Source organism: Plantibacter sp. MCCC 1A11337, from assembly GCF_013349365.1.
In the GTDB taxonomy this organism is placed as follows: Bacteria; Actinomycetota; Actinomycetes; order Actinomycetales; family Microbacteriaceae; genus Plantibacter; species Plantibacter flavus_A.
On sequence record NZ_JABJWX010000001.1, the window covers coordinates 266,752 to 283,906 of the forward strand.

General features: G+C 68.6%; 14 protein-coding genes. 4 read left to right on the forward strand and 10 right to left on the reverse strand.

Annotation, left to right across the window (positions count from 1 at the left end):
* Nucleotides 1-82: 82 nt before the first annotated feature.
* The 4 genes from HOW07_RS01250 to dut all read right to left on the reverse strand — a co-directional run bounded on the left by HOW07_RS01250 (nucleotide 83) and on the right by dut (nucleotide 5,070).
* A complete protein-coding gene (locus HOW07_RS01250) occupies nucleotides 83-2,902 on the reverse strand; it encodes an aconitate hydratase (RefSeq protein ID WP_071260076.1) in 2,820 nt (939 codons plus the stop codon).
* 246 nt (nucleotides 2,903-3,148) lie between these two features.
* Nucleotides 3,149-3,940, reverse strand: coding sequence for a DUF3159 domain-containing protein (locus HOW07_RS01255; RefSeq protein WP_254628147.1), 792 nt, complete (start codon nucleotides 3,938-3,940; stop codon nucleotides 3,149-3,151).
* Between the two features lie 3 nt (nucleotides 3,941-3,943).
* Nucleotides 3,944-4,564 carry a DUF3710 domain-containing protein gene (locus HOW07_RS01260; RefSeq protein ID WP_071260074.1) on the reverse strand — a complete coding sequence of 207 codons (621 nt, stop codon included), beginning with the start codon at nucleotides 4,562-4,564 and terminating at the stop codon, nucleotides 3,944-3,946.
* The gene (gene dut, locus HOW07_RS01265; protein ID WP_175115869.1) at nucleotides 4,561-5,070 is read right to left on the reverse strand and encodes a dUTP diphosphatase; all 510 of its coding nucleotides are present in this window, start codon (nucleotides 5,068-5,070) and stop codon (nucleotides 4,561-4,563) included. Before dut ends, HOW07_RS01260 begins: the two co-directional genes overlap by 4 nt.
* 38 nt (nucleotides 5,071-5,108) lie before the next feature.
* On the opposite strand from dut, the gene HOW07_RS01270 reads away from it, so the two are divergent.
* The gene (locus tag HOW07_RS01270) at nucleotides 5,109-5,555 is read left to right on the forward strand and encodes a DUF3093 domain-containing protein (protein WP_071260072.1); all 447 of its coding nucleotides are present in this window, start codon (nucleotides 5,109-5,111) and stop codon (nucleotides 5,553-5,555) included.
* A gap of 87 nt (nucleotides 5,556-5,642) precedes the next feature.
* Here HOW07_RS01270 and HOW07_RS01275 read toward each other — a convergent pair whose 3' ends face one another.
* Nucleotides 5,643-5,936 carry a DUF4193 domain-containing protein gene (locus HOW07_RS01275; RefSeq protein WP_056005937.1) on the reverse strand — a complete coding sequence of 98 codons (294 nt, stop codon included), beginning with the start codon at nucleotides 5,934-5,936 and terminating at the stop codon, nucleotides 5,643-5,645.
* A gap of 199 nt (nucleotides 5,937-6,135) precedes the next feature.
* Here HOW07_RS01275 and sepH point away from each other — a divergent pair, with 199 nt between their 5' ends.
* Nucleotides 6,136-7,254, forward strand: coding sequence for a septation protein SepH (gene sepH / locus HOW07_RS01280; protein ID WP_121290736.1), 1,119 nt, complete (start codon nucleotides 6,136-6,138; stop codon nucleotides 7,252-7,254).
* 12 nt (nucleotides 7,255-7,266) lie between these two features.
* On the opposite strand, the gene HOW07_RS01285 is transcribed toward sepH, so the two are convergent.
* Nucleotides 7,267-8,409 (reverse strand): alkaline phosphatase family protein, encoded by a 1,143-nt coding sequence (locus HOW07_RS01285; protein ID WP_254628148.1) that lies wholly within the window; start codon nucleotides 8,407-8,409, stop codon nucleotides 7,267-7,269.
* An 87-nt stretch (nucleotides 8,410-8,496) separates the two neighbouring features.
* Here HOW07_RS01285 and HOW07_RS01290 point away from each other — a divergent pair, with 87 nt between their 5' ends.
* Complete coding sequence (locus HOW07_RS01290) at nucleotides 8,497-11,004, forward strand: DNA topoisomerase (ATP-hydrolyzing) subunit A (protein ID WP_175115870.1); 2,508 nt, start codon at nucleotides 8,497-8,499, stop codon at nucleotides 11,002-11,004.
* 92 nt (nucleotides 11,005-11,096) lie between these two features.
* Here HOW07_RS01290 and HOW07_RS01295 read toward each other — a convergent pair whose 3' ends face one another.
* Nucleotides 11,097-13,175: a type IIA DNA topoisomerase subunit B gene (locus HOW07_RS01295; protein WP_371743545.1), complete on the reverse strand. Its 2,079-nt coding sequence runs from the start codon at nucleotides 13,173-13,175 to the stop codon at nucleotides 11,097-11,099.
* 231 nt (nucleotides 13,176-13,406) lie between these two features.
* Here HOW07_RS01295 and HOW07_RS01300 point away from each other — a divergent pair, with 231 nt between their 5' ends.
* Nucleotides 13,407-13,637 carry a hypothetical protein gene (locus HOW07_RS01300; protein ID WP_056011197.1) on the forward strand — a complete coding sequence of 77 codons (231 nt, stop codon included), beginning with the start codon at nucleotides 13,407-13,409 and terminating at the stop codon, nucleotides 13,635-13,637.
* A gap of 107 nt (nucleotides 13,638-13,744) precedes the next feature.
* Here HOW07_RS01300 and HOW07_RS01305 read toward each other — a convergent pair whose 3' ends face one another.
* The 3 genes from HOW07_RS01305 to HOW07_RS01315 are packed head-to-tail and all read right to left on the reverse strand — an operon-like array spanning nucleotide 13,745 to nucleotide 17,080.
* The gene (locus HOW07_RS01305) at nucleotides 13,745-14,494 is read right to left on the reverse strand and encodes a hypothetical protein (RefSeq protein ID WP_175115872.1); all 750 of its coding nucleotides are present in this window, start codon (nucleotides 14,492-14,494) and stop codon (nucleotides 13,745-13,747) included.
* On the reverse strand, nucleotides 14,491-15,753 hold the full coding sequence (locus HOW07_RS01310; RefSeq protein ID WP_175115873.1) for a MurT ligase domain-containing protein: 1,263 nt from the start codon (nucleotides 15,751-15,753) through the stop codon (nucleotides 14,491-14,493). Before HOW07_RS01310 ends, HOW07_RS01305 begins: the two co-directional genes overlap by 4 nt.
* Nucleotides 15,754-15,757: 4 nt before the next feature.
* A complete protein-coding gene (locus tag HOW07_RS01315) occupies nucleotides 15,758-17,080 on the reverse strand; it encodes an RNA polymerase sigma factor (RefSeq protein WP_121290746.1) in 1,323 nt (440 codons plus the stop codon).
* Nucleotides 17,081-17,155: the final 75 nt, after the last annotated feature.

Sequence of the window (17,155 nt, forward strand, 5' to 3'; positions counted from 1 at the left end):
TCGTGGGCGGGGTGGGCGGCGAACGCCGCAGGCCGGCCCCGACGGTTGCTGTCGGGACCGGCCTGGTGGTAGAGCCTCGTCGTCAGACGAGGCTGCGGAGCACGTACTGCAGGATGCCGCCGTTGCGGTAGTAGTCGGCTTCACCTGGCGTGTCGATGCGGACGACCGCGTCGAACTCGACCGGCTCCTTGCCGGGAGCCGAGTGCTCGCTCGGGACGGCGCTCACGCGGACCGTCTTCGGCGTGGTGCCGTTGTTGAGCTCCTCGAGACCGGCGATCGACACGATCTCCGTGCCGTCGAGTCCCAGGGAGGCCCAGCTCTCGCCTTCCGGGAACTGCAGCGGGACGACGCCCATGCCGATGAGGTTCGAGCGGTGGATGCGCTCGAAGCTCTCGGTGATGACCGCCTTGACACCGAGGAGGCTCGTGCCCTTGGCCGCCCAGTCGCGGGAGGAACCGGAACCGTACTCCTTGCCACCGAAGATGACGAGGGGCGTGCCCTCGGCCTGGTAGTTCTGCGACGCGTCGTAGATGAAGGACTGCGGTGCGTCGGGCTGCGTGAAGTCGCGGGTGTAGCCGCCCTCCACGCCGTCGAGCAGCTGGTTCTTCAGGCGGATGTTCGCGAACGTGCCGCGGATCATGACCTCGTGGTTGCCGCGGCGCGAGCCGTAGGAGTTGTAGTCCTTCCGACCGACGCCGTGTTCGTCGAGGTATCGGCCTGCGGGCGAGTCGGCCTTGATGTTGCCGGCCGGGCTGATGTGGTCGGTCGTGACCGAGTCGCCGAGCTTCGCGAGGACGCGGGCACCGACGATGTCGGAGACGGGGGTCGTCTCCATGGTCATGCCGTCGAAGTACGGGGGCTTCCGCACGTACGTCGACTCCTCGTCCCACTCGAAGGTCGAGCCCTCGGGGGTCTGGAGCGAACGCCAGCGCTCGTCGCCGTCGAAGACGCCGCTGTACTCGTGGTCGAACATCTCCTTGTTGATGGAGGTGTCGATCGTGTCCTGGACCTCCGCCGCGTCGGGCCAGATGTCCTTCAGGAAGATGTCGTTGCCGTCGGCGTCGACACCCAGGGCGTCGACCTCGAAGTCGAAGTTCATCGACCCCGCGAGGGCGTAGGCGATGACGAGCGGCGGGCTCGCCAGGTAGTTCATCTTGACGTCCGGGTTGATCCGGCCCTCGAAGTTGCGGTTGCCCGAGAGGACGGCGGTGACGGCGAGGTCGTTGTCCTGGACTGCGGTCGAGATCTCGTCGAGCAGCGGACCGGAGTTGCCGATGCAGGTCGTGCAGCCGTAGCCGACCGTGTAGAAGCCGAGGTCTTCGAGGTACTCGGTGAGACCGGCCTTCGCGTAGTAGTCGGTGACGACCTTGGAACCCGGAGCGAGCGTGGTCTTGACCCACGGCTTCGCCTTCAGGCCCTTCTTGCTCGCGTTCCGGGCGAGGAGGCCCGCGGCCAGCATGACCGACGGGTTCGAGGTGTTGGTGCACGAGGTGATCGCGGCGATAGCGACGGCGCCGTGATCGAGGGTGAAGTCGACCCCGTTCTCCTCGAGGGTGACCTGGGTCGGCTTCGAGAGGGACGCCGGAGCGTGGCTGCGGTGCGTGTGGTGGTGGTGGTTGTTCTCGTCCTCGTCCTGCGGCGTGGTGCCGGCCGGGTCGGAGGCGGGGAAGGAACCGGCGCCGACGAGGTCGACGATGTCGTGCTCGACCGTGGCGTAGTCGACGAGGTCCCGCTCGAACTGCGACTTGGCGTCGCTCAGCTCGATGCGGTCCTGCGGGCGCTTCGGGCCGGCGATCGACGGCACGACGGTGGCGAGGTCGAGTTCGAGGTACTCGCTGAAGACCGGCTCGACGTCCGCGTCATGCCAGAGCTTCTGGGTCTTGGCGTAGGCCTCGACCAGTGCGATCTGCTCCTCGCTGCGGCCGGTGAGGCGCAGGTAATCGAGCGTGACGTCGTCGATCGGGAACATGGCGGCCGTCGAGCCGAACTCGGGGCTCATGTTGCCGATGGTGGCGCGGTTCGCGAGCGGTACCTCGGCGACGCCTGCTCCGTAGAACTCGACGAACTTGCCGACGACCCCGTGCTTGCGGAGCATCTGGGTGATGGTGAGGACGACGTCCGTCGCCGTGACGCCCGTCGGGATGGAGCCGTTCAGCTTGAAGCCGACGACCTTCGGGATGAGCATGGAGACGGGCTGGCCGAGCATGGCGGCCTCCGCCTCGATGCCGCCGACGCCCCAGCCGAGCACGCCCAGGCCGTTGACCATGGTCGTGTGCGAGTCGGTGCCGACACAGGTGTCGGGGTAGGCGCGCAGGACGCCGCCGACCTCGCGCGTCATGGTGACGCGAGCGAGGTACTCGATGTTGACCTGGTGCACGATGCCGGTTCCCGGCGGAACGACCTTGAAGTCGTCGAACGCCGTCTGACCCCAGCGGAGGAACTGGTACCGCTCGCCGTTGCGCTCGTACTCGAGTTCGACGTTGCGCTCGAGCGCGTTCTCGCTGCCGAAGAGGTCGGCGATGACCGAGTGGTCGATGACCATCTCGGCCGGGGCGAGCGGGTTGATCTTGTCGGCGGAACCGCCGAGTGCCTCGACCGCTTCGCGCATGGTGGCGAGGTCGACGATGCACGGCACGCCGGTGAAGTCCTGCATGACGACCCGAGCCGGGGTGAACTGGATCTCGGTGTCGGGGTCCGCGGTCGGAACCCAGTCGCCGATCGCGCGGATGTGCGCCTCGGTGATGTTGGCACCGTCCTCGGTGCGCAGCAGGTTCTCGAGGAGCACCTTGAGGCTGAACGGCAGCTTCTCGTGACCCTCCACCGTGTCGATGCGATAGATCTCGTAGTCGGTCGTCCCGACAGTCAGGGTGTCTTTCGCCCCGAAGCTGTTCACGGTGGACATATCGTCTTCTCCTTCGTTGGCGGCGGCGAGTGCTCACTCACGTGCGTTCCGACCAATCTTGCTGCTGGCGGGTGCTCCGCGGCTAGCAAGGCTTGCCTAACTACAGGCTCGGGCGCGTCGTGTCATCTCGGCATCGCTCATCTATCTTGATATCGAGACAATTCTAGCATCGAGGATCGGGTCCTCCCGACATGACGAGAGCCCGGCCCGAGACGCACTGACGCGTCGGGCCGGGCTCTCGGCGGATCACTCGGTGGATGCCTGCGGCGCCTTCGGGAACACGGCGCGGACGACGAGCCAGCTGAGGACGAGCAGTGGCGCGTAGAGCGGGATGCCCATGAGGAGCCGGAGCGTGCCGAGGAGTTCGACGTTCCCGCTGAAGTAGAGGGGCAGCTGCACCAGGAGTCGTGCGGCGAACATGGCAACCCACACCAGCGTCAGCCACCGCATGGCGCGTCGTTGTCCGGGGTGGGACCGCCAGCTCGTGCCGCTGCCCATGAGGTAGCCGGCGACGAGCCCGACGACGGGCCACCCGACGAGCACCGAGACGAGGAGGGCCACGGCGTAGGCGCCGTTGGTCCAGAACCCGACGACGTAGAAGTCCTCCGCGCGCCCGGACAGGAGAGCCAGGGCCGCTGAGAGTGCGATGCCGAGGAGGCCGCCGACGGCCTGCGTGACCGGCTGCCGCTGCACGAGGCGTGCCACGGAGAAGAGGACCCCGAGTGCGACCGGAGCGATGATCGACGGGACCAGGTCGAGGGTCAGCGTGTAGACGACGAGGAACAGGAGTCCGGGAAGGATCGCCTCGACGATGCCGCGCACACCGCCCATGGCGAGCAGCAGTGCCCTGCCGGTGGGGGCGTCACCCTCGGCCATCGCGCCCAGACCGGACTTGCGTGCGGCGGCACCGAACGCGGCGGACATCGACTCACCGAGCCGCTGCCGATCCGCATCACCCGTGGCGTCAGCTGAACCCGACGCGTCACGGCGTTCGACCGGGTCGACTCCGCGGGGCTCCGGTTCTCGTGCGTCCGTCATCGACTACGCGCTCGTGGCCGTCGGCATGCGCAGCGGGATGAGGTCGCGCGGCGGCATGGGCGAGTTGCCCCGGACGACGACGAGGCTGCGGAAGAGGTCGTCCACGAGCGCTGCGGCGTCCGGCTTCGACGCGCCCTCCCCCGCGACGACGCCGCGGAGGAACCAGCGCGGACCGTCGACGCCGATGAAGCGTGCCAGGTGGGTCGCGTCGGTGCCTGCGGCACCACCGGTCGGCACCTCGGCGACGAGCTCCGGGCCGAACTCGCCTTCGCGCTCGGTCACGGTGCCGCCCTGCTGGGCGATCTGCTCGGCGATCTGCGCGCGGGTCTCGTTCCACAGGCCGGTCGACCGCGGGGCGGCGAACGGCTGGACCTGCAGGGTGGAACCGGCGTAGTCGAGGCCGACCGCGACGACGCGCTTCGTCGCCTCCTCCACCTCGAGGCGGAGGTTCAGACCTTCCCGCGGCAGCACCTTGACGCCACCGAGGTCGATGTAGGGGCGGACGGGGTTGGCCTCGCTCTCGTCGAACGGGCCGGCGGTCTCGCGGTCCTCGGGTGCGGACTTCGCGTCGTCGGGCAGCTCCGCGTCGAGGTCGAGGTCGGGGAGGTCTTCGAGTTCGCTCATGCGAGGGTTCCTGTCTGCGCGGCACCGTCGGTGCTGATGGTTGGGTCGGTGGCGGCCGGTGACACGGCGAGCGAGCCGACGCCGGTCGAACCGAAGCCTCCGGCTCCTCGAGCACTGCCTGGCAATCGCTCCACCGGGATGAAGTTGGCCCGGGACACCGGCATCACGATGAGCTGGGCGATGCGGTCGCCCGGCTCGACGGTGAAGGAGGTGTGACGGTCGGTGTTGAGGAGCGTGACCTTGATCTCGCCGCGATATCCGGCGTCGACCGTGCCGGGCGAGTTGACGACGGTGATGCCGTGTTTCGCCGCGAGGCCGCTTCGCGGCACGACGAATGCGGCATGGCCGTCGGGCAGGGCGATCGAGACGCCGGTGCCGACGAGGGCGCGCTCACCCGGTTCGAGCACGACGTGCTCGGCGGACATGAGATCCGCACCCGCATCGCCGGGGTGTGCATAGCCGGGCAGATCCGGCGCGATAATGAGTACGTCAACGCTTTCGGTCACGAATCGAGGGTAGTGCAGTTCTCTGAGACAAGGCAGACATGCAGCCGTACCGTGAAACCCTCTGGCCCAGCCCCTGGGTCATCATCGCCCTCGCCCTCGTGGTGCCGGCGACCATGCTCGTCCTCGCGCCCGTTTCACTCGCGGCGGGGATCGTCGGGGCGGTGGTGCTGTACGGCGGATGCCTTGCGCTGGCGTTCGGGACGGCGCCGAGGATCCAGGTCTCCGAGTCGAGCCTCTCGGTCGGGAAGGCGTCGATCCCGCTCGGGTTCATCGGTGAGGTCGTGGTGTACACCGGGACGGACGCGACCGCTCAGCTCCGCACCAAGCTCGATGCACGCGCCTGGCTCATGATCCGCGGGTGGGTGCACAGCCTCGTGAAGGTGGAGATCGTCGATCCGGCCGATCCGACGCCGTACTGGCTGCTGTCGTCCCGTCGCCCGCAGGCCCTCGCGGATGCGATCGCCAGCGCGCGCACGCACGCCTGAGGCTGCCGCCGCTCGAATCCGCAACGACAGAACCCCTCCGGATCGTGATCCGGAGGGGTTCTGTGTGCCGCTCGCGCGGCGGTGCTGTCAGGCTGCGCACTCCGCGCAGATCGGGCCGAACTTGCCCTCGTGGTCGAGCTGCGAGCGGTGCTTCACCAGGAAGCACTCCATGCAGGTGAACTCGTCCGCCTGGGGCGGGAGCACGACGACGTCGAGGTCGAGGTCGGAGAGGTCGGATCCACCCAGGTTGTAGTCACCCGGGTTGTCAGCGTCTTCGGAGTCGACGACTCCGGACAGCTTGTCTGGAACGCGCTCCTTCAGGGCCTCGATCGACTCGGAATCGTCGTCGGTCTTGCGGGGAGCGTCGTAATCAGTTGCCATGCCTATCCACTTCTCGATGCCGTCGGAACAAAATCGGCGGGCACAGTTTGCATCAGTTCCGCATGAATTGCAAACCGTGTTCGGGAGGGTGTGCGGAACCTTCCCGTGCAACTGACGGCACGCCCGGCGTATTCCCCGAATACGCCCGTGATCCGTGAGAACGTGGGTCAATCACGTGGCACGCTGAGAGGCATTCATCATGCAGGAATTGAAGGTAGTCGGAGCGGAGCTCGGCGCTCTGATCGTTGCAGATCGGAATGAGGAGGAATACCGCCTCATCGTCGACGATTCGTTCCACGTCCACCTGCGGCGGGCGAAGCCGGCCGGTGCGCCGATCGGTGGGAACACCAAGATCAGCCCGAGGGAAGTGCAGGCGCACATCCGCAGCGGGCTCTCCGCCGAGGACGTCGCAGCGGTCACCGGTGCCTCGCTGGAGTACGTGCAGCGGTTCGAGGGTCCGGTGATGGCGGAGCGCGAGCACATCGTCGGTACCGCTCTCGGCGTCGCCGTCCTGCCGACGACGGACACATCGGCCGACGACATCGAGGCCACCTTCGGGAACGTCATCCGGGCTCGACTCGAGAAGCTCGGTGCGACCGACGAACGGTGGACGAGCTGGAAGGAACCCGAGGGCGGCTGGATCGTCAAGCTGTCCTTCACGGCCGACCAGGTCGACCATGACGCCCGCTGGGCGTTCGAGCCGAAGAAGCTGGCCCTCACGCCCATCGGGAGTGAGGCCACGACCCTCTCACGTCAGGGTGACCTGCCGGCAGCGCTGATCCCCCGGTTGCGTGCGGTCGACACCGACGACTCCCCCGACACCTCACGCTTCGACAGCGGCGCGTTCTCCCTGGACCGGGTGTCGACGCCGCAGCAGCCCGAGACCGACCGGCCCGCGGAGACGCGTCCGATCGAGCCGTTGCCGTTCGCGGCCGACACGGGCTTCGGCCGTGCACCGTCCTCGAAGGCTGCGACCCAGGCCGCGATCAACCGTGAGGCGTCGAGCCCCGAGCAGCACAACCAGACCGCCGACCTGTTGGAGGCGCTCCGCAAGCGCCGTGGCGAGCGGGAGGCCGCTCCCAGCGAACCCGAACCGGCCGAGCGCCCCAGTGCGCCGCACGCCGTCCCGGATCAGCAGACGCCGCTGGCGGTGTTCGACACCGGTGAGTTCGAGGCGGCGCAGCAGCGACGCGCGGGCGATGCCGAATCCTCCGATGGTGGCGCGCCGTCCGGGGCCAAGGCGCGCCGCGGCCGAGCGTCGATGCCGTCCTGGGACGAGATCGTGTTCGGTGCGAAGTCCGACGACGACCCGGTCTGATCGGTCAGGGCTTCAGGGCTCGTAACGACCGAGGCCGAGGAGCGGTATCCGGCGTTCGTCGTCGGTGAGCGATCCGTGCTGTCCGATCATGCCCCTCGCGCTCTGATCGGCGGGACGTGAATCGTAGTAGGCGATGCGCTTGCGGGCGGCGACGATGACGTCGCCGATGCGCGGCAGCACCTCAGGGTCGACCTCGCCGTACCAGCCGTGGTCGACCGCCTGCTCGCGTGTCGCGATCCAGGCGCGGCCACCTTCCTCGGCTCGCCAGGCCTCAGCCAGGCGCTCCCGATCCGCTGGACCCGCGTCGGCGTCGAGATAGAGGTGCAGGCATCGCGGCTCCCCGCCGATGTGGCGGACACCGGCGACCAGCTCGGGCACCTGGTCGAAGAGCACGTGCTGATGGGGTGCGACGTCGATCATCCCGTGATCGGCGGTGACGAGTGCGCCGGTCGACGCGGGCAGTCGCGACGACCACCGCTTGAGATCACCGTCGAGCTCCTCGAGGAGCGCCGTCCAGCGTCCCGACTCCCACCCGTACTCGTGCGCCGCCTGGTCGAGCTCGGGGACGTACACGTAGCTGAGTGTGGGTCCGGCGGCCGTGGACGCGATCTCGCGGGCCGCGTCGAGGCGGTCCGCCATCGAGCGGCCGGCCCGGTAGTCCGCCCCTCGGAGCACGGCCCGGGTGAAACCCGAGTTGCGATACCGCTCCTGACCGATCACCGTCGTCGTGACGCCCTCGGCTCTCGCCCGCTCGAACACGGTCGGGAGGTGCTGCCACCTCTCGGGCACCATGCCGGCGTCCCAGCCGCTGAGTTGGTTCACGACCCGGTCCCCCGCCACGTCCCGTGCTCGGTAGCTGACGAGGCCGTGCCGGCCCGGCAACGCCCCCGTGGTCAGCGTCGCGATCCCGGCCGCGGTCGTCGACGGGAACGCCGACGTCGTGGTGGAGCGCGGACCGAGGCGCGGCGCGAGGAACCGAGCGTGGGCGGCTGCTCCACGGAGGTTCGCGGCGCCGAGCCCGTCGACGAGGACGACGACGGCATGGTCGGCCCGGGGCAGCGATCCACCGCCCACCGTCAGGGATGCGAGGCAATCCGGGAGGACACCGGCAAGGCTGCGTGACTCCGGATCGACCGTCGGTAGCATGGTGGTCATCGGGCTCAGTCTCGCACACCGCGCTGACGACCACGCCCCGCCATCCTCGCCGAGCACCGGCTCGACTCCCCTCAGCAGAGACACGGAATGACCCGCCAACAGCAGACCCCGCCGACGGAGACCAGTGGCGAGCGCATCGAGGACATCGATGTCTCGTCGGAGATGCAGACCTCCTTCCTGGAGTACGCCTATTCGGTCATCTACGCCCGCGCCCTCCCCGACGCGCGCGACGGCCTGAAGCCGGTGCAGCGCCGCATCCTCTACCAGATGACCGAGATGGGCCTGCGCCCGGATCGTGGCCACGTGAAGTCGGCCCGCGTCGTCGGCGAGGTGATGGGGAAGTTGCACCCGCACGGCGACACGGCGATCTACGACGCCCTCGTCCGCCTCGCACAGCCCTTCACGCTCCGCGTCCCGCTCATCGACGGGCACGGGAACTTCGGCTCGCTCGACGACGGGCCCGCCGCGCCGCGGTACACGGAGGCCCGGCTGGACGCCGCCGCGCTCGCCCTGACGGCCGACCTCGACGAGGACGTCGTCGACTTCGTCCCGAACTACGACAACCAGTTCATGCAGCCCGAGGTCCTCCCGGCCGCGTTCCCGAACCTCCTCGTGAACGGCGCCAGTGGTATCGCGGTCGGTATGGCGACCAACATGGCGCCGCACAACCTCGTCGAGGTGATCGGCGCCGCACGGCACCTCCTCGCGCACCCCCAGGCCACCCTCGAGGACCTGATGGAGTTCGTCCCGGGTCCCGACCTGCCCTCCGGCGGCACGATCGTCGGACTGGACGGCATCAAGGACGCCTACGCCACCGGTCGCGGCTCCTTCAAGACCCGCGCCAAGGTCTCCGTCGAAGCGGTCACCGCGCGGAAGACCGGTCTGGTCATCACCGAACTGCCCTACCTGGTCGGTCCGGAGAAAATCATCGAGAAGATCAAGGACGGCGTCAGCTCCAAGAAGCTCAACGGCATCTCCGACGTCACCGACCTGACGGACCGCATCCACGGGCTCCGCCTCGTGATCGGCATCAAGACCGGATTCTCCCCCGAGGCCGTCCTGGAGCAGCTCTACCGCTACACACCACTCGAGGACTCCTTCAGCATCAACAACGTCGCGCTCGTCGACGGTGGCCCGCAGACGCTCGGCCTCCGGGACCTGCTGCAGGTGTACGTCGACCACCGCATCAGCGTGGTCACCCGCAGGAGCCGGTTCCGCTTGGCGAGACGCAAGGAACGCCTCCACCTCGTGGAGGGGCTCCTCATCGCCATCCTCGACATCGACGAGGTCATCCAGGTCATCCGCGCGAGCGACGACTCCGAACAGGCCCGCGCGCGCCTCATCGAGGTCTTCGACCTCTCTCAGCTCCAGGCCGAGTACATCCTCGAACTCCGCCTCCGACGACTCACCAAGTTCTCGCGGATCGAGCTCGAGGCCGAGCGCGACAAGCTGCTGGCGGAGATCGCCGAACTCGAGCGGTTGCTCGGGAGCCAACGACTCATCCGTGCGGCGGTCTCCGCAGAGCTCGCCGCTGCGGCCGAACAGTTCGGCACACCGCGCCGGACCATGCTGACGAACGCGAAGCCGAGCGTCGCGACGACCGGCCGAGGGAAGAGCGCCCCGGTCCTCGAGCTCGCCGACACCCCGTGCCGCGTCTACCTCAGCGCGACCGGACGGGCGCTCCGCGTCGACCTCGAGCAGGACGCGCCCGCACCACGACCCGGTCGACGGAGCAAGCACGATGCGATCCTGAGCGTCGTCGAGACCACGAGCCGCACCGAACTCGGTGCAGTCACGAGTCTCGGTCGTGTCATCCGGTTCACCCCGCTCGACCTCCCCGCGGTGCCGGCGGCCTCCATCCAGCTCGCGGCCGGAGTCCGGATGGGCGAGTACCTCTCGCTCCCGAACCGCGATGAGCGCGTGCTGGCGATCGTCTCGCTGACCTCGGAGCAGCCGATCGTGCTGGGAACCGAGACCGGCGTGGTCAAGCGGGTCATCCCCGGCGACCTGCCGAACAAGCCGGACTTCGAGGTCATCACGCTCAAGCCGCGCGACCACGTCGTCGGGGCGACGCAGGTCGGCGACGACGCGGAACTCGTCTTCGTCGCCTCCGACGCACAGCTGCTCCGTTTCCCCGCGACGTCCGTCCGTCCGCAGGGGCGGGCCGCTGGTGGCATGGCCGGCATCAACCTGGCAACCGGTGCGAAGGTCATCTCGTTCACGGCGGTCCTGCCCACCGACGACGTCGTCGTCGTGACGGTCGCGACCAATTCACTGACCCTCGCCGGAACGGACACCGGGAGCGCGAAGGTGTCGGAGTTCTCCGAGTTCCCCGCCAAGGGTCGCGCGACCGGCGGCGTCCGATCGCAACGCTTCCTGAAGGGCGAGGACCAGCTGGCCGTCGCGTGGGTCGGCGCCGCTCCGGCACACGCCGTCGGTACGGACGGGACACCGCGGACGCTCCCGGAGGTCGGCGCGAAGCGGGATGCCTCCGGGGCGCCGCTCGATGCCCCCGTCGGGTTCATCGGCGGCGCGATCACCGCACCGGCGGCACCGGCGACGGACGACGCGGTAGCGGGCGACGAATCGTCCTGACCGGAGCTGCACACCGACGAAGGCCCGGATCGAGCGCACTGCTCGATCCGGGCCTTCGTCGTCGGTCCTGCTCTTCGGTGGACGACCGACGATCAGACGTCGATGCTCTCCCGTGACAGCCGGTCGGAGCTGTCGACGATGAACTCCTTGCGCGGGGCGACGTCGTTGCCCATGAGGAGCTCGAAGATCCGTCCGGCCGACTCCGCATCCTCGACCCGGACACGGCGCAGCGTCCGGTGACGGCGGTCCATGGTGGTCGTGGCCAGCTGGTCGGCGTCCATCTCCCCCAGGCCCTTGTAGCGCTGGATCGGTTCCTGGTGCTTCTTGCCGGCGCGCTTGAGGTCGCTGAGCACCGCGTGCAGTTCGGCTTCGGAGTAGGTGTAGATCGTCTCGTTCGGCTTGGAGCCGGGATTGATGACGATGACGCGGTGGAGCGGCGGTACCGCGGCGAACACGCGACCCGCTTCGATCAGCGGCCGCATGTACCGGAAGAAGAGCGTGAGCAGGAGCGTCCGGATGTGGGCGCCGTCGACGTCGGCGTCGCTCATGAGGATGATCTTGCCGTAGCGGGCGGCGTCGAGATCGAACGATCGTCCGGAGCCCGCTCCGATGACCTGGATGATGGACGCACACTCCGCGTTCGACAGCATGTCGGAGACGGAGGCCTTCTGCACGTTGAGGATCTTGCCTCGGATCGGGAGCAGCGCCTGGTAGGAGCTGTCTCGGGCGAGCTTCGCCGTGCCCAGTGCCGAGTCGCCCTCGACGATGAAGAGTTCGCTGGACTCGAGGTTGCCCGAGCGGCAGTCGACCAGCTTGGCCGGGAGTGACGAGTTCTCGAGCGCGTTCTTGCGGCGTTGCGTCTCCTTATGGGTCCGCGCGGAGATCCGGGACTTCATCTCCGACACGATCTTCTCGAGCACGAGCGCGGTCTGCGCCTTGTCGTCGCGCTTGGTCGAGGCGAACCGCTCCTTGAGCTCCTTCGTGACGACGTTGGCGACGATGGCGCGGACGGCCGGCGTGCCGAGGATCTCCTTCGTCTGGCCCTCGAACTGCGGCTCGGCGAGACGCACCGTCAGCACCGCCGTGAGGCCCGCGAGGACGTCGTCCTTCTCGAGCTTGTCCGAGCCGACCTTGAGCCGGCGGGCGTTCTGCTCCACCTGGGCGCGGAGGAACTTCAGCAGGCCCTGATCGAATCCGAGTTGGTGCGTGCCGCCCTTCGGCGTCGCGATGATGTTGACGAAGCTGCGCATGACCGTCTCGTACCCGGTCCCCCACCGCAGCGCGATGTCGACCTCTGCCTCGCGCTCCACCTCGGTGGCGACCATGGTGCCCGACGGCGACAGCACCGGGACGGTCTCGGTGAACGTCCCGCTGCCGGTGAGGCGCCAGGTGTCCGTGAGTGCGGTGTCTCCCGCGAGGTGGTCGACGAACTCGGAGATCCCGCCCTCGTAGCGGAACACCGCCTCGGTCGGTTCCTCGACGGTCTCGTCGCGGATGTGGATCCCGAGCCCCTTGATGAGGAAGGCGGTCTGGCGCGCGCGGCCGAGGAGCTCCTCGGCCTGGAACTGGGCGCCCTTCGTGAAGATCTGGCGGTCGGCCCAATAGCGGATCCGGGTACCGGTCACGCCGCGCTTGGTCTTGCCGATGACACGGAGTTCACTCTGCTTCTCGAACGGCGTGAACGGTGCGTCCGGGGTCGGCTCCCCCGTGTCGGCGAAGATCCCCGGCTCACCGCGGTGGAAGGACATGGCGTAGGTCTTGCCGCCGCGATCGACCTCGACGTCGAGCCGCTCGGACAGGGCGTTGACGACGGATGCGCCGACGCCGTGCAGCCCGCCGGACGCGGCGTAGGAACCGCCGCCGAACTTCCCGCCGGCGTGGAGCTTGGTGAAGACGACCTCGACGCCGGAGAGGCCGGTCTTCGGTTCGATGTCCACCGGGATGCCACGCGCGTGGTCGCGCACCTCGACGCTCTGATCGGCGTGAAGGACGATCTCGATCTGATCGCCGTACCCGCCGAGTGCCTCGTCGACGGAGTTGTCGATGATCTCCCAGAGGCAGTGCATGAGACCACGCGAGTCGGTGGAACCGATGTACATGCCCGGTCGTTTGCGCACCGCCTCGAGGCCTTCGAGGACGGAGAGATGCCTGGCGGAGTAGTCACTGCTCACGCTTCCCAGCGTAGTCGTCGCCGCCGACACGCCGAGGGAGACACTCGGCGCGCGATCGTCCGGACCCGCTCGACGGCGCGTTGTCGCGGGCCGTCGACCCATCCGGCTGCGCGGTTGATCCGAATCATCTACGCGCACAGCGAAAAGAGCACGGATTGGGACCCCGTTGTGACAATCGCGTGCTTTCATGAGTACTACGAGTTTCGTAGCCGCCCGAGTCAGGAGGAGCACATGTCACAGACTGCTACCGAGAGCACGCCGAGTGACCTCGACGCCCAGCAACTGACTGCCGCCGATCGTTGCGATCTGTGCGGAGCACAGGCCTACATCCGCGTGCAGATGAACAGCGGTGAGCTGCTGTTCTGCGCGCACCACGGCAAGAAGTACCAGGAGAAGCTGACGCAGGTCGCGACCGACTGGCACGACGAGTCCGCACGACTCTTCACCGAGCAGCGCGCCTAGTCCACCGGCATCACGATGAAGGGCCCCGGATCCGAGATCCGGGGCCCTTCGTCATGTCATCGAGGAAGCTCGGACACGGACCAGCGCGGGCTCGATCGCCCGCGGCCTCAACCGAGAGCGGAGACGATCTGCGCTCTGGCGTTGGCGGCGATCTCGTCGAGGGCGTGGAGTTCCGGTGATTCGTCGAGCATCGAGGTGCCCGCGGCGACCGTGATCGCCAGACGGAGCAGCCGATCGGCCAGCTCCGGGTTCTTGGCGAGGACGGGACCGTGCAGGTGGGTTCCGACGAAGGGGCCGACCAGCGCACCCTCCGTGCCGTCGCCGTTGCCTCGTCCGTGCTGCACGGAGCCGATCGACTCGACGCCCGTCCCGGCTCGGAAGTCCCGCCCGTGGTTCTCGTACCCGACGAGTACCGGGGCGTCGAGCTCGAGGCCGCCGCTCGGCACGACGACGAGGTCGTCACTCGCCCGCGTGCGCCGCAACGGGGCGTCGCCCTCGATGATGGCGAGGCCCTCGACCCAGCTCCCCGGCGCGAGCTCGAGCCGGCGAGAGAGGAGCTTCCAACCATTGGCGACCGCGAGGACGGGCACGCCGGCCTCCACCCAGGCGATGAAGGCGTCGCGGAACGGCCGGAGCGCCTCGAGCACCTGTGGCGCCGACGGGTCGTCGCACGACCCGAGGACGACCGCGTGGACCGTGCTCGGGAGTTCGGCGACCGATTCGACCGGGACGAGCTCGACGGCGAGGCCACGCGCGCGTGCCCTGCGAGCGAGGACCGCACCGTTCTCGGCGTCGCCGTTCACATTGCAGCTCGAGGGCAGGAGGACGGCGATGGTGATCGTCGGCTCGGTCGTCATGCGTCGTCCTGATCGTTCGAGGCGAGGCCGAGGTGCGCGCGGGTGCGGCGCATCGAGTCGGCGGTGAAGATCACGGTCTTCCGACCGTGCGCGGGCGCCGGGAGGGCGAGGAACGCGTCCAACGCCGTGCCGAGGTCCGGTTCGATGCGGTCGATCTCGACGCCGTCGTAGCCCAGCTGCAGAGCGGCCTCCCAGGCCTTGGACCCCGACACGAGCGCCACACGACCGAGCCTCGACGTGTCGACCGGCCAGAGGTACGAGGGATCGCGGACGTCGCTTCCGACGGCCACCAGGATCTGCTCCGTGTCGGCCGCCAGGCTGTCCACGTTGAGCTGGAAGCTCGCGGGGTTCTGGACGAGGACGAACTCGACCTCGACACCGCGGACGGTCGTCACCTCGCCGCGGCCGAACACCGGCGTGAGCGCGTGGAACGACTCAGCCGCGGTGGCGAGCTGGAACTCGGGGCCGAGGATCGCGGCGGCGCCGGAGAGTGCGGCAGCCGCATCCACGGCGTAGTGCACGCCGCGGGCCGGCAGACGGAATCGGACGGGCTCGCCGCGGTGGGTGATGGACACCAGATCGCCGTCGAGGGCTTCGACGACGGTTCCGGAACCGGGGTCGACCCGATCGGACGAGGTCGTGCTGTACCCGAGGCCGCGTGCGCTGGCCCCGAGCACGGCCGTCGAGACGCCGTACCGCCATCGCGTCGCGTCGCTGCCTGGCGCGACGGCGTCGACGAGCGCGTCATCGCCGTTCAGGACGAGCGATGTGCTCGATCGGGCAGCGATCGCGTCGAGCATGCGCGCCACCATGGCGGCGTCGTGGAAGCGGTCGATCTGGTCGACGGACACGTTGGTCAGGATGACGTGGGCGGGCGCGAGCCGCGGCGCGATGAGCGCGCCGTGTCCTTCGTCCATCTCGAGCACCCCGAGCTCGGCGTCGATCCGGCCGCGGAGGTCGGCTCGTTCCAGGAGAGCCGAGGTGAGGCCCTGGGAGATGTTCGCCGTGGACGGGTTCGTGAAGACCGACACGCCGTGGGCACGCAGGATGCCGACGAGCATCTTGGTCGTCGTGGACTTCCCGCTCGATCCGCTCACGATCACGAGACCACGCGGGAAGGCGTTCAACGTGTCGGGGAGGAACCCGGGCGCGATGCGGTTGACCACGAGGCCGGGAACGGCCGATCCCCCGCCCGGCTTGCGCAGCCTGGCGAGGAATCGGACGGCACGACCGGCGAGGATGGCCGGGGCGTAGCGCATGCTCCTACTCGAGGTAGTCGCGGAGCGACTGGGATCGGCTCGGGTGACGCAGCTTCGCCATGGTCTTGGACTCGATCTGCCGGATGCGCTCACGGGTGACCCCGAAGGTGTCGCCGATCTGGTCGAGCGTCTTCGGCATGCCGTCGCCGAGGCCGAAGCGCATCCGGATGACGCCCGCTTCCCGCTCGGAGAGCGAGTCGAGGAGCGACTCCAGCTGCTTCTGCAGCATGGTGAAGCTGACGGCGTCGGCCGGCACGACCGCCTCGGTGTCCTCGATGAGGTCGCCGAACTCGCTGTCGCCGTCCTCGCCGAGGGGCGTGTGCAGCGAGATGGGCTCGCGGCCGTACTTCTGGACCTCGATGACCTTCTCAGGCGTCATGTCGAGTTCGCGGCTGAGCTCCTCGGGCGTGGGCTCGCGGCCCAGGTCCTGCAGCATCTGCCGCTGGACGCGGGCGAGCTTGTTGATGACCTCGACCATGTGCACCGGGATGCGGATGGTGCGCGCCTGGTCGGCCATGGCACGCGTGATGGCCTGACGGATCCACCAGGTCGCGTAGGTGGAGAACTTGAAGCCCTTGGTGTAGTCGAACTTCTCGACCGCGCGGATGAGGCCGAGGTTGCCCTCTTGGATGAGGTCGAGGAACTGCATGCCGCGGCCCGTGTACCGCTTGGCGAGGCTCACGACGAGTCGGAGGTTCGCCCCGAGGAGGTGGCTCTTGGCACGGGCGCCGTCCTTCGCGACCCACTGGAGCTCACGACCGACCCGCGAGCGCTTCTCGAGGTCGGAGAGCTGGGCGAGTTTGTCCTCGGCGAAGAGGCCCGCCTCGATGCGCATCGCGAGTTCGACCTCTTCGGCCGCGTTGAGGAGCGCGACCTTACCGATCTGCTTGAGGTAGTCCTTGACCGGGTCGGCTGTGGCGCCGGTGATCGCGGCCGAGTACACCGGGATCTCGTCGTCGTCGCTGTTGGAGAGCACGAGTGCGTCGGTGGGGAGGGTGATCTCCGGCACGGACTTGTCGTCCTCCTCCTCGACCGCCTCGGTGGCGTCGCCCGCGGGCGCGTCGACCACGGCGTCGTCGGCGACGATCTCGACGACGACGTCCTCGTCGTCCGAGCCCTCATCGGGCTCCGTGTTCGACGTCGTGCCCGCCTTGGCGCGGGTGGCCTTCTTGGGAGCAGCCTTCGCTCGGGTCGTGGTGGCCTTGGTGGTCCGAGCCTTCGCTGCGGGAGCCTCCGTGGCCTCGTCTGCTGGCGCTGCTTCGTCTGCGCGAGCCGTCTTGGTGGCCATAGCTGCACCTTCCTGTTCGGACCCGGCATGGACAGTCATCGCCGGATCGTCCGTGATTTCGGACATTACGAGGACCCATGTCAAGTCTTGGTGCAGTGCAACCCGAAAAGGGCC